General features: G+C 70.2%; 11 protein-coding genes. 6 read left to right on the top strand and 5 right to left on the bottom strand.

Annotated elements, in window-relative coordinates; genetic code table 11:
- Window positions 1–365 precede the first annotated feature (365 nt).
- The 4 genes from K1Y73_RS14515 to K1Y73_RS14500 all read left to right on the top strand — a co-directional run bounded on the left by K1Y73_RS14515 (window position 366) and on the right by K1Y73_RS14500 (window position 3,994).
- On the top strand, window positions 366–1,691 hold the full coding sequence (locus K1Y73_RS14515) for a DUF2927 domain-containing protein (protein WP_318248246.1): 1,326 nt from the start codon (window positions 366–368) through the stop codon (window positions 1,689–1,691).
- Between the two features lie 41 nt (window positions 1,692–1,732).
- Complete coding sequence (locus K1Y73_RS14510; RefSeq protein ID WP_225029026.1) at window positions 1,733–1,903, top strand: hypothetical protein; 171 nt, start codon at window positions 1,733–1,735, stop codon at window positions 1,901–1,903.
- A gap of 36 nt (window positions 1,904–1,939) precedes the next feature.
- Window positions 1,940–3,121: a vWA domain-containing protein gene (locus K1Y73_RS14505; RefSeq protein ID WP_225029025.1), complete on the top strand. Its 1,182-nt coding sequence runs from the start codon at window positions 1,940–1,942 to the stop codon at window positions 3,119–3,121.
- Window positions 3,122–3,295: 174 nt separating this feature from the next.
- Window positions 3,296–3,994: a M48 family metallopeptidase gene (locus K1Y73_RS14500; protein WP_225029044.1), complete on the top strand. Its 699-nt coding sequence runs from the start codon at window positions 3,296–3,298 to the stop codon at window positions 3,992–3,994.
- Between the two features lie 64 nt (window positions 3,995–4,058).
- On the opposite strand, the gene K1Y73_RS14495 is transcribed toward K1Y73_RS14500, so the two are convergent.
- Genes K1Y73_RS14495 through K1Y73_RS14485 form a run of 3 tightly spaced genes read right to left on the bottom strand, consistent with a single transcriptional unit; the run spans window position 4,059 to window position 6,558 of the window.
- Entirely contained in the window at window positions 4,059–4,601 is a 543-nt protein-coding gene (locus K1Y73_RS14495) for an RSP_2648 family PIN domain-containing protein (RefSeq protein WP_225029024.1), read from the bottom strand.
- The gene (locus K1Y73_RS14490) at window positions 4,598–5,821 is read right to left on the bottom strand and encodes an RSP_2647 family RNA methyltransferase (protein WP_225029023.1); all 1,224 of its coding nucleotides are present in this window, start codon (window positions 5,819–5,821) and stop codon (window positions 4,598–4,600) included. Before K1Y73_RS14490 ends, K1Y73_RS14495 begins: the two co-directional genes overlap by 4 nt.
- A 50-nt stretch (window positions 5,822–5,871) precedes the next feature.
- Complete coding sequence (locus K1Y73_RS14485; protein ID WP_225029022.1) at window positions 5,872–6,558, bottom strand: DUF6778 family protein; 687 nt, start codon at window positions 6,556–6,558, stop codon at window positions 5,872–5,874.
- A 328-nt stretch (window positions 6,559–6,886) separates the two neighbouring features.
- Here K1Y73_RS14485 and edd point away from each other — a divergent pair, with 328 nt between their 5' ends.
- Complete coding sequence (edd, locus tag K1Y73_RS14480; protein ID WP_225029021.1) at window positions 6,887–8,692, top strand: phosphogluconate dehydratase; 1,806 nt, start codon at window positions 6,887–6,889, stop codon at window positions 8,690–8,692.
- 142 nt (window positions 8,693–8,834) lie between these two features.
- Window positions 8,835–9,479 (top strand): bifunctional 4-hydroxy-2-oxoglutarate aldolase/2-dehydro-3-deoxy-phosphogluconate aldolase, encoded by a 645-nt coding sequence (eda, locus tag K1Y73_RS14475; protein ID WP_225029020.1) that lies wholly within the window; start codon window positions 8,835–8,837, stop codon window positions 9,477–9,479.
- 78 nt (window positions 9,480–9,557) lie between these two features.
- Here eda and K1Y73_RS14470 read toward each other — a convergent pair whose 3' ends face one another.
- On the bottom strand, window positions 9,558–9,842 hold the full coding sequence (locus K1Y73_RS14470) for a hypothetical protein (protein WP_225029019.1): 285 nt from the start codon (window positions 9,840–9,842) through the stop codon (window positions 9,558–9,560).
- Between the two features lie 17 nt (window positions 9,843–9,859).
- A partial coding sequence (locus K1Y73_RS14465) for a [protein-PII] uridylyltransferase family protein (protein ID WP_225029018.1) occupies window positions 9,860–12,384 on the bottom strand: 2,525 nt, incomplete at its 5' end.

Below are 12,384 nucleotides of genomic sequence, written 5' to 3'. Positions count from 1 at the left end.
ACCGCGTGTCCCTTCGGCTTTGCTTCCCCCCTTGCCCCCCGCCTCTCTGCCGGGTCGGTGGCGCAAGGGGGTTTCCGCGCCTCTGCCCGGCAGGTCCCCGGTGCAGATCACGGCTTCGTCCGTCTGGGGGGCACCACGTCTGCTCGCCCCCCCAGACGGACGCGGCCGGGCGCCCCTGTGCCGGACCACGGCAAGGCCCGGACGGTGCTGTGCGATGCGGGGGCATCGTGCGCCGTTCGGGCCGCCGGCCCCAGTAACCGCATGAAAGAAGCTGCCTCGACATGCGCAAAGATCCGTTTCTTGCGGCCGTTTTGGCCGCCGCGACCCTGGCCCTCTCCGCCTGCGTTCCCGTCTCTGACGCCCAGGTGACCAAGGCCCCGCCGGCCGCCGCGATGCGCGCGGAAGCGCCGCTTCCGGCGCCGGCCTTCCTTGCCGCGCCCGTCGCGGCCAGGGTGCCGATGGCCGGCCAGCATGGCGATGCCGAAATGGCCGCCACCTTCATGGAATTGACCTTCGCCCTGGAATCCGGGCGCCGGCTTGACACGTTCTCGCGCTTTGAAGGCCCGGTAACCGTGGCGCTCAGCGGCCAGGTGCCGCCCGGGGCCGCAGCCGAGCTGACCCGCGTCATCGCCCGCTTCCGCTCGGAAGCCGGGATCGACATCCGCCCCGCGCAGCCGGGCGAACGCGCCTCGATCACCATCGACTTCAACCCCAAGGCCGCCCTTCGCCGCGCCGCGCCCACCGCCGCCTGTTTCGTGGTGCCGAATGTCAGCTCGCTGGCCGAATACAAGGCCAAGCGCGGCAGTGCCGCGGTGGATTGGGCCAATGTCGCCCAGCGCCAGCATGTCGCGATCTTCGCCCCCTCGGATGCCAGCCCGCAAGAGGTGCGCGACTGTCTGCATGAGGAAACCGCCCAGGCGCTTGGCCCGCTGAACGATCTGTACCGCCTGTCGGACAGCGTCTTCAACGATGACAATTTCAACTCGGTGCTGACCCCCTTCGACATGACGATCCTGCGCGCCTATTACGCGCCGGACCTGTCCTCGGGCATGTCGCGCGCCGAGGTTCAGGCCCGGATCGGGGCGGTGATGGCGCGCGAGAACCCGGGCGGTCCGGGCCAGGGCGGCGCCGATCTGTCGCCGACGCCGCGGGCCTGGATCACCGCGGTCGAGACCGCACTGATGGGCGGCCAGTCGCAGGCCACGCGCCGCGCCGCCGCCGAACGCGCACTGTCGATCGCGCGCGCCCAGGGCTGGCGCGACGGCCGGCTGGCCTTTTCGCATTTCGCCGCCGGGCGGCTTTACGTGGGCACCGACCGCGCCCGCGCCCTTGCCGAATTCTCGGCCGCCGCGACCCTCTATCGCGGCCTGCCGGGCGGTGCGATCCATGTCGCCCATATCGACATGCAGCTTGCCGCGCTGGCCCTGGCCGCCGGTCAGGCCGATCAGGCATCGCAGCTGGCCGACCGCGCCCTGCCCGCGATCCGCGCCGCACAGAACCACGCGCTTCTGGCCACGGTGCAGCTGATCAAGGCCCAGGCGCTTGAGGCGCTGGGGCGGCCCGACGCGGCCGAGGCCCTGCGGGTGGACAGCCGGGCGGCCGCGCGCTATGGCTTCGGCACCGAGGCCCAGATCCGCGCCCGCCAGCGCGAGATTGCGGCACTTGGCGGCCAATGGGGCTTCGGGGGCTGATCCGGCCGCCGGCCCCGGGCGGAAGACCGGGGGCTTGAACCATGATCGTGATCGGCGGCTTCATTCTGGGGGCCATTCTTGGCGCGGCAACCGCAAAGCGGCGTGGCGGCAAGCCGGCCGACCTGGCGCAATATGGCGCCACCTATGGCATTGCCTTCGCGATCCTGGGCCTGATCCTGACCATCGTCATCGCGCGCAGCGCCGCCCCATGAGCGCGCGCCGCCCGATGCGCTAGGCCGGAGGGGCCGATGTTCCTGCCCTTCTTCGACGCCCTGCGCCGCGAAGGCGTGCCGGTCTCGCCGCGCGAGCATCTGGCCTTTCTGGAAGGGCTGGCGGCGGGGCTGACAGGCCCCGATGTCGAGGCTTTCTACCATTTCGCCCGCATCGCGCTGGTCAAGGACGAGCGCCATCTCGACCGTTTCGACCGCGCCTTCGCCGCCGCCTTTTCCGGGCTGGAAAGCCTCAGCGATGCGCAGCTGCTTGATGCGCTGGATCTGCCCGAAGACTGGCTGCGCAAACTGGCCGAAAAGCATCTGACGCCCGAGGAAATGGCCGAAATTCAGGCGCTTGGCGGGTTCGACAAGCTGATGGAGACGCTGCGTCAGCGCCTGGCCGAGCAGAAGGGCCGCCATCAGGGCGGCTCGAAATGGGTGGGCACCGCAGGCACCTCGCCCTTCGGCGCCTATGGCTACAATCCCGAAGGGGTGCGGATCGGGCAGGACGAAAGCCGCCACAAGCGGGCCGTCAAGGTCTGGGACCGGCGCGAATTCCGCGATCTGGACGACCGGGTCGAGATCGGCACGCGCAACATCAAGGTGGCGCTGCGGGCGCTGCGCCGCTGGGCCCGCGATGGCGCGGCGGAAGAGCTGGATCTGGACGAGACCATCCGCTCGACCGCGCGGCAGGGCTGGCTTGAGGTGGAAACAAGGCCCGAGCGGCGCAATGCGGTGAAGGTGCTGCTGTTTCTGGACGTGGGCGGCAGCATGGACGCGCATGTGAAGGTGATGGAAGACCTGTTCTCGGCCGCGCGGTCCGAGTTTCGCCATCTGGAATGCTGGTATTTCCACAATTGCCTTTATGAAGGCGTCTGGCGCGAGAATGCCCGGCGCTGGCAGGCGCAGACCCCGACCTGGGATCTGTTGCGCAGCCATGGCGCCGATTGGCGGGCGATCTTCGTCGGCGACGCGGCGATGTCGCCCTATGAGATCAGCCATCCCGGCGGCGCGGTGGAACATTGGAACCGCGAATCCGGCGAGACCTGGCTGACCCGCGCCACCCAGGCCTGGCCGCATCACCTGTGGATCAATCCCGAACCCGAACAATGGTGGGAGCAGACCCAATCCACCCGGATGATCCGCAGCCTGTTCTCGGGCCGGATGGTGCCGATGACGACCGAAGGCATCTCGCGCGGCATCAAGGCGCTGCGCTAGGCCTTCGGCAGCGGCCCGGCGCAATCTTTCCGCTATAAAGATTTGCGCAACCCAATATTTCCATTGAAAAGATATAGTCGCTCGGCCGCCTGCGCCTTGGGGCCCGCTGAGGCACAGAAAAGACCGCCTGCCCCCTTGGCCTTCCCGTCGCCCTGCCCCCATATTGGGCGCATGCTGATCCGCCTGCTGCCCTTCCTTGCCCTGATCCTTTACGCGCTGCTGGCGATGCAATTCTCGGCCTGGCGCACCAAGCGCATGCTGGCCGAAAAATCGGTGCCGCTGACCGATCCCGCGATCACCCGGCTTGCCGACCGCATGGCCCGCGCGCTGGAGATCCCCGAGATCCGCGTCCATGTGCTGGATGTCGAGCCGGTGAACGGGCTGGCGGGGCCTGATGGCCGCATTTACCTGACCCGCGGTTTCGTGGCGAAGAAGATGCAGGGCGAGGTGTCGCCCGAGGAACTGGCCTCGGTCATCGCGCATGAGATGGGCCATGTCGCGCTGGGTCATCTGCGGCGGCGGATGATCGACTTCACCGGGCAGAACGCGGTCTTCCTGCTGCTGGCGGCCTTCATGGGGCGGATCCTGCCCTTTGTCGGGCCCTGGCTGGCGAATGCCCTGTCCTCGGCGCTGATGGCAAAGCTGTCGCGGCGTGACGAGTTCGAGGCCGACGCCTATGCCACCGCCCTGCTGATCAAATCCGGCATCGGCACCGGCCCGCAGAAAAGCCTGTTCCAGAAGCTGGACGCGCTGACGAAATCCCGCAAGGGCGCGCCGGCCTGGCTGCTCAGCCATCCCGGCACCGCCGACCGCATCGCCGCGATCGAGGCGAACGAGGCGCGCTGGACCGCCGCCCCGGTTCAGCCGTCCTGACCGCGGCCTTCCTCTCTGCAAAAATATCCCCGCCGGAGGCCCCGGCCCGCCCCGGGCGCAAGGCTCAGGCCTGCAGCGCCTTGGCCAGACGGAACAGCCGCACCCGCTTCAGCAGCGGCTTCAGCGCGACGGCCTGGCCCGAGATCGCCTCGGCCCGGGCCCGCACCGCCTCGACCACCGCGGCCATTACAGCCGGATGACGCGACTGCAATTCCCATAGAAACCCGTCCGGGTCGCGCCGGGCAAGGCCCTCGGCCGCCAGGACATGGCCGGGGAAATCCTGAGCGTTGAAGGTGACGATCGCATCGGCATGGCCGGCAATCGCCGTGGCCAGCACATGCACATCGGCCGGATCGGGCAGCAGAAGCCGCGCCTCGATGCCCGGCGACACCGCCACCCTGCCGCGCGGAAAGGCGGCGCGGAACAGCGCCGCCTCGCCCTCGGCCACCACCTGCGCGCCGGGGCCCAGCTTGGCGGCCGAATGGGTCCATTCGCCCAGGATCCGATCCGACCAGATCGGTTCATACAGCCCCGCCGCGCCGGCGCCCTGAAGGATTTCCCGCAACACGGTCGGGAACAGCACGCAGGCGTCGAGGACGACCTTCATCCGTCCAGCCGGAAGGCCAGGGCTTTCAGATAGCTCGATTCGGCCAGCTGCGGCAGGACCGGATGGTCGGGCCCGGCAAAGCCGGTATGGATCACCTGCCCGCGCCGCCCGCCGCGACCGATGCCGCGGGCCGAGGCATTGCGGAAGGCCGACAGATCGGCGGCATGCGAGCAGGAACACAGAACCAGATAGCCGCCGGGCGCCACCAAAGGCGCCGCCAGCCGCGCCACGCGTTCATAGGCGCGCAGGCCCGCTTCCAGCGCGGGCTTGGCGGGCGCGAAGGCCGGCGGGTCGCAGATCACCAGATCGAACTGCGCGGCTTCGGCGCCCAGCGCCTCCAGCACCGCGAAAGCATCGCCCTGCCGGGTGGAAAACCGCGCGCCAAAGCCCGAGGCCGCAGCCCCCGCCGCCGCAAGCTCCAAGGCCGCGGCCGAGCCATCGACGGCCAGCGCCGTCTCGGCGCCCCCCGCCAGCGCGGCCAGACCGAAGCCGCCGACATGCGAAAACACGTCCAGCACCCGCGCGCCGCGCGCCAGACGGGCGGCGAAGGCGTGGTTTTCGCGCTGGTCGTAGAACAGCCCGGTCTTCTGCCCGCCCATCAGATCGGCCATATAGGTGGCGCCGTTCATCGGCACCGGCACCGGCCCCGCGGGCGCCTTGCCCTGCACCACCGCCATCTCTTCGGCCAGGCCTTCCAGACCCCGCGCCCGGCCCGAGCCGTTCTTGATCACCGTGGCAACGCCCGTGACCGAGACCAGGGCCGCGACCAGCGCCGGCAGATGGACCTCGGACCAGGCGGCATTGGGCTGCACCACGGCCAGATCGCCGAACCGGTCGATCACCACGCCGGGCAGACCGTCGGCCTCGGCATGGACCAGCCGGTAGAAGGGTGCGGGATACAGCCGGTCGCGCAGGGCCAGCGCCCGCGCCAGCCGCACCTCGAACCACGCCTGGTCCAGCTGCGCCTCGGGATCGCGGTCCAGCATCCGGCAGGTGATCTTCGAGGCGGGATTGACCGTCACCAGCCCCAGCGCCCGCCGCTCGGCATCTTCCAGCACCGCCAGCGTGCCGGGCGCCAGGCCCTGCGTGCGCCGGTCCAGCACCAGTTCGTCGGCATAGACCCAGGGGAAACCATGGCGGATCGCCCGCGCCTCGGCCTTGGGGCGAAGGCGAACGATCGGACGGCGGGCGGGTTCGGATTGCGAAAGGGAGGGCTCCATGCCCTCCCCCATATCCTGTTCGCCCGATCTGCGGAAGACTGCGCTGTGGCCTAGTTCAGCACCGGGATCGCCGGATTCATCAGACCCTGCGCCGGCAGGCCCAGAAGCCCCGGATCGACATTCAGCTGCTTCAGCTCGCCCCGGATCACCGAGGCCAGCCGCTCGGTCACGATCTGCTTCTGGGTGAGGCCGGCCATGTCATCGGCGATCGCCTTCTGCCCGCCATGCGCCGCCACATCGGCCTTCACCTTGCGCGGCCCCGACAGCACCGCACCGCTTGCGGCATCGCGGATCGTCAGGGTGAAGGTCAGCGAATGGACGCCGCCAAAGGTGTAGCGGGTCTTGTCGGTCACGCAGTGAAAGCGCGTCACCACGATTTCCGCCACCACCGGCAGGCCGTGGTTCAAGGGCGGAATCGCCGCCGCGACGGCGCGGTCATAGATCGCCTGCACCTGGGCGTAGCGGTCGCCGCGCGGATCGCCGCGCCAGACGATATCGGCGATCGGATAGAAGACCTCGGCCTCGCTGACGCGCAGATCGCGCGGCACCGTCACCTCGACCCCGACCACATTCAGCGGCACCGTCACCTTCTGCACGCCCCGGGCCGGACCCGAGCCGCCCGCCGTCGCCAGCGTCACCCCATGCGGCGGCTCGGCCGATGGCGCCCGATCGGGCGTGACACAGGCGGTCAGCGCCGCCAGACTTCCCAAAGCCAGAACCAGTCGCAAAGCGCGCATCCTGTCACCCCTGATGTCTGCCCTGTCCGCACAGGGCCCCGGATCATTCAAATGCATGTCGATTGCGGCGAATTTGGGCTGGGAATCGGTCGCAGACGGGGTATCTTTGCGCAGGGCACCCGGCGTCCGTCCCGGCTTGCGGCCGGTCCGGCCTGCGCGACGGGCGCCCCCTTCCAACCGTCCCGCGCCGCGGCCCGATCCGGGCCATTCGCGGCTCAGGGCGGTTGTTAGCGCTAACAGTGTGTGCTATACTCTGCCGCGCCCGGTTGTGCCGGCTTTGCCGAGCCGCCCATGGCCGCCGCGCGCCCCGTGCTACAGGAAGAGGACCATGACCCTCCACCCGACCCTTGCCCGCGTCACCGACCGGATCCGCGCCCGGTCCGAAACCACCCGCGCCGCCTATCTGGCCCGGATGCGGCAGGCGGCGGCGGCGGGGCCGGTGCGGGCGCATCTGTCCTGCGGCAACCAGGCCCATGCCTATGCGGCGATGGAGGCCGACAAGCCGGCGTTGGCCGAGGGCCGCGCGCCGAACATCGGCATCGTCACCGCCTATAATGACATGCTGTCCGCCCATCGCCCTTATGAGACCTATCCGGCGCTGATCCGCGAGGCTGCGCGCCGTGCAGGCGCCACGGCGCAGGTGGCGGGCGGGGTGCCGGCGATGTGCGACGGGGTGACCCAGGGCCAGCCGGGGATGGAACTGTCGCTGTTTTCCCGCGATGTGATCGCGCTGGCGGCGGGCGTGGCGCTGTCGCACAATTGCTTTGACGCGGCATTGTATCTGGGCGTCTGCGACAAGATCGTGCCGGGGCTGATCATCGCCGCCGCCACCTTCGGCCATATCCCGGCGGTCTTCGTGCCGGCGGGCCCGATGACCTCGGGCATCCCGAACGACCAGAAGGCCAAGGTGCGCAATGCCTATGCCGAGGGCAAGGCCAGCCGGGCCGAGTTGATGGCCGCGGAAATGGCCAGCTATCACGGCCCCGGCACCTGCACCTTCTACGGCACGGCGAACACCAACCAGATGCTGATGGAGGTCATGGGCCTGCATCTGCCGGGCGCCAGTTTCGTGAACCCCGGCACGCCTTTGCGCGACGCGCTGACCGAAGCGGCCGCGACCCGCGCCGCCCAGATCACCGCTTTGGGCAATGATTACCGCCCTGCGGGCGAGATCCTGGACGAGCGCGCCTATGTGAATGGCATCGTCGGGCTGATGGCGACCGGCGGCTCGACCAATCTTGTGCTGCATATGCCGGCCATGGCGCGGGCCTCGGGCGTGCTGCTGGACCTGGCCGATTTCGACGAGCTGAGCCAGATTGTGCCGCTGCTGGCCAAGGTCTATCCGAACGGTCTGGCCGATGTGAACCATTTCCACGCCGCGGGCGGGCTGCAATTCCTGATCGGGCAATTGCTGGATGCGGGGCTTCTGCATGAAGACGCCAAGACCGTGGCCGGCGACGGTCTGGCGCCCTATCGGCAAGAGCCGTCGCTGAAAGACGGCGTCCTCAGCTGGCAGCCGGGCGCCACGGAAAGCCTGAACGACAAGATCCTGCGCCCCGCCGCCACGCCCTTTGCCACAACCGGCGGGCTGCGGCATCTGTCGGGCAATCTGGGCCGCGGGGTGATCAAGGTCTCGGCCGTGGCGCCGGAACGCCATGTGATCGAGGCGCCAGCGCGGATCTTCCACAGCCAGGAGGCGGTGAAAGCCGCCTTCCGGGCCGGCGAATTCACCTCGGACACGATCGTCGTCGTGCGCTTTCAGGGGCCGCAGGCCAATGGCATGCCGGAACTGCATTCGCTGACGCCGATCCTGTCGGTGCTGCAGGACCGCGGGCTGCGGGTCGCGCTGGTCACCGACGGGCGGATGTCGGGTGCCAGCGGCAAGGTTCCGGCGGCGATCCATGTCAGCCCCGAAGCCGCCACCGGCGGGCCGCTGGCGCAGTTGCAGGACGGTGACCTGATCCGGCTGGACGCGACGCAGGGCACGCTTGACTGCCTGACCGAGGGCCTGGCCCAGCGCCCCGCGGTGCAGCCCGACCTGTCCGCCAATGCCCATGGCATCGGCCGCGAATTGTTCGACGCCTTCCGCCGCACGGTGGGCGCCGCCGATACCGGCGCGGCCGTGGTCGTCTGACCCGGCCCCGCCCCGCCCGGCCCTTCGCCTTTGGCCTGGGGCCTGCAGCCAATCGGGGACTGTCGTCTTCCCCGGCTGGCCCTTATGACACCGGCCGGAGGCCCCGTTCTCCGCCCCCATGCTTCGCCTGAAGGACAGAGCCATGACCCCCGCCGAACAATCCCTGAAAGCCGCCGAGATCTGCCGCCTTGCCCCGGTCGTGCCGGTGCTGATCGTCGAGGATCTGGCCCAGGCCCGGCCCCTGGCCGAAGCGCTGGTGGCGGGTGGCCTGCCGGCGCTGGAAGTCACCCTGCGCACGCCCTGCGCGCTGGATGCGATCCGCGCCATGGCCGAGGTGCCGGGCGGTGTGGTGGGCGCGGGCACGCTGCTGACCCCCGCCGATGTGAAGGCCGCCAAGAAGGCCGGCGCCAAGTTCGGCGTCTCGCCCGGGTCGTCGCCGGCGCTGATCGCCGCCTGTGAAGACGAAGGCCTGCCGCTGCTGCCCGGCGCCGTCACCGCGACCGAGATCATGGCGCTCTTGGAGCGCGGCTATACGGTGCAGAAATTCTTCCCGGCCGAGCAATCGGGCGGCGCGGCCTTCCTGAAGTCGATCGGCTCGCCCATCCCGCAGGTCAGGTTCTGCCCGACCGGCGGGGTCAGCCTGAAGAATGCCCCCGACTATCTGCGGATGCAGAACATCCTTTGCGTGGGCGGCAGCTGGGTCGCCCCGAAAGAGGCGATGGCGCGCGGCGACTGGGCCGAGATCACACGGCTTGCCGCCGAGGCCGCCGCCCTGCCCCGCGGCTAAGCCGCCCCTGCCCCGCGGCAAGGCCGCCCTGCCCCCCTCGCGGCGAAGCCGCCCTGCCCCGCGGCCGGTTCGGCCGCGTCAGGCCTGGCCGTCCAGTCCGCGCATCCGCGCCATCCGGCCGCCACGGCGGCCGGTTTCGGCCGGCGCCACCAGCCCGGCTTCCAGCACATCGGTCATCGGATGCCCGGCGACGCCCGCGCCGTAATGCGCGATCAGCGCCCGCAGCGCCTCGGGCACATCCGTGCCGGGCTTCAGGCTGAGCGCCCAGTCGATGAAGATCGACCGGCATTCGCCCAGCGTGATCCCCTCGATCCGGTAGCTTTCGCGCACCAGGCCCTTCGGGTCGGCCACTGCCAGATCCATCACCCGTCTCCCCATGATCACCCGCCATTCGCCGTGTCGGGGCCAAGCTGGCGCAGGATCGCCGCTTCGGCAAGGCCCACCGCCGACGCGATGGCCTCTGCCAGCGACGCGGTCGAGGCAAAACCCGTCTCGCGCAGCACGAAGGCACGGCCGCCCTCGCCCAGCGCCTGCGGATCCAGCCGCTTGGCAGTCAATAGCCGCCCCGCGCCATAGACCCGCCACAACAGCCGGTAGGCCTGCAGCAAAGCCTCGCGGTCGGGGTCGGGCATCAGCGCCTTTCCGGCGGCGATCTGCTGTTCCACCCGCCGCACCGGACTGCCCGAGATCAGCGCCAGCATCTCGGCGCAAAGCTCGATATCCATGATCCGGCCGGGGCCGTTCTTCGCCTCCCAGGGCCCCTCGGCGGGCTTGGCAGCGGCCAGCCGCGCGCGCATCTCGGCCAGATCGCTGCGCACCTTCGGCCCCTGCCCCTTCGCCGCCACGATGGCGCGGCGCAGCGCCTCGACCTCGTCGCCCAGATCCGGCGTGCCGGTCACCACGCGGGCGCGGGTCAGCGCCAGATGTTCCCAGGTCCAGGCCTCGGTCTGCTGATAGTCGCGCCAGCCGGTCAGCGCGGTCGCCACCGCCCCGGCCCGGCCCGAGGGGCGCAGCCGCACATCGACCTCATAGAGCCGCCCCTCGGCGGTCTGGGCCGACAAAGCGGTGACCATGGCCTGCATCAGCCGCGCGTAATAGGCCCGTGTCGCCAAGGGTTTGGCGCCCTCGGACGCCTCGATCCCATCGGCATCGTAGATCAGGATCAGGTCTAGATCGGATTCGGCATTCAGCCGCCCCGCCCCCAGGCTGCCCATGCCCAACAGAACCGCGCCGCGCCCCGGCAGCGCGCCATGGCGGCTGGCGAATTCGCCCGTCACCACCGGCCACAGCCCCTGGATCACCGCCTCGGCCAGATCGGCATAAAGCTTGCCCGCCTCGAACGCGTCGATCAGCCCGCGCAGGTGATGCACGCCGATGCGGAAATGCCAGTCCTTCTGCCAGCGCCGCGCCGTGTCGAGCCGCGCCTCGTAGTCGCGCGCCGCGGCCAGTTGCGGCGCCAGATCGGCCAGCAGCCCCGCCCGGCCCGGCCAGGGTTCCCAGAACCGCCCGCCGATCACCGCATCCAGCACCCCCGCATGCCGCGACAGATAGCGCGCCAGTGCCGGCGCCGTGCCGGCAATGTCGATGATCAGGTCGATCAGCGCCGGATTCGCCTCGAACAGCGAAAAGATCTGCACCCCCGCCGGCAGCCCGGCCAGAAAGCCGTCCAGCGCCACCAGCGCCTCTTCCTCATGCGCGGCGCGTTCCAGCCGGCGCAGCAGTTGCGGCCGAAGCCGGCGGAAGATCGCCTGGGCGCGGTCCGAACGCAGGCAGGGATAAGACCGCCAGCCCGCAACGATCGCGCGCGCCCGGTCCGACAATTCCGGCTCGGGCTCGGCATCGCCGGGCGCAAAGAACCCCTCGGCCAGGCTGCGGGTCCGGTCGAGCCGCGCAAGCAGCCCGTCGCGGAACGCGCCCTCGTCTTCGCCGCAGAAGGCCGCGATCCGGGCCACGCCTTCTTGGGTTGCGGGCATTTCCTGGGTCTGGGCGTCGTTCACCATCTGCAGCCGGTGTTCCAACTCGCGATGGGCGCGGTAGAGCGCGGTCATCTCATCGGCCACATCCTGCGGCACCCAGCCCTTCTCGGCCAGCGCCGCCAGACCGCCCACCGTGGTGCGGTCGCGCAAGGCGGCATCGCGGCCGCCCGCGATCAGCTGGCGGGTCTGGGTGAAGAATTCGATCTCGCGGATGCCGCCGGGGCCCAGCTTGACATTCTGCCCCTCGACCACCGGCGGGCCGTGCAGCCCGCGATGGTCGCGGATGCGCAGGCGCATGTCATGCGCATCCTGGATCGCCGCGAAATCCAGATGCCGGCGCCAGACGAAGGGGGTCAGCGCGCGCAGGAAGCGTTCGCCCGCCGCGATGTCGCCCGCGCAGGCGCGCGCCTTGATATAGGCCGCGCGTTCCCAGGTGCGGCCCTCGGCCTCGTAATAGGCTTCGGCGGCCGAGATCGACAGGCAGACCGGCGTCACCGCCGCATCGGGGCGCAGGCGCAGATCGGTGCGGAAGACATAGCCCTCGGCGGTCACATCCGACAGAAGGGCTGCCAGCTTGCGGGTGACGCGGATGAAGCCCGCCCGCGCCTCGGCCGCGTCTTCGCCATAGCGCGCATCGTCGAAGAGGCAGATCAGGTCGATATCCGAGGAATAGTTCAACTCGCCCGCGCCCATCTTGCCCATGGCGATGGCCACCATGCCGGCGGCGGTGGCGGCATCGTCGGCACTGGCGCCGGGCAGCTTGCCGCGGCGGATCTCGTCGGCGACCAGCGATTGCAGGCCCAGATCCACCGCCCGGTCGGCCAGCGCGGTCAGGGCGCCGGTGACCTGTTCCAGCGACCAGACCCCGCCCAGATCGGCCAGCGCCACCAGAAGCGCGGCCCGCCGCTTGGCCTGGCGCAGCGCCGAGG

The sequence above is a fragment of the Xinfangfangia pollutisoli genome, from assembly GCF_020179405.1.
Taxonomy (GTDB): domain Bacteria; phylum Pseudomonadota; class Alphaproteobacteria; order Rhodobacterales; family Rhodobacteraceae; genus Pseudogemmobacter; species Pseudogemmobacter pollutisoli.
This window is presented reverse-complemented; position numbering and strand designations above follow the sequence as displayed.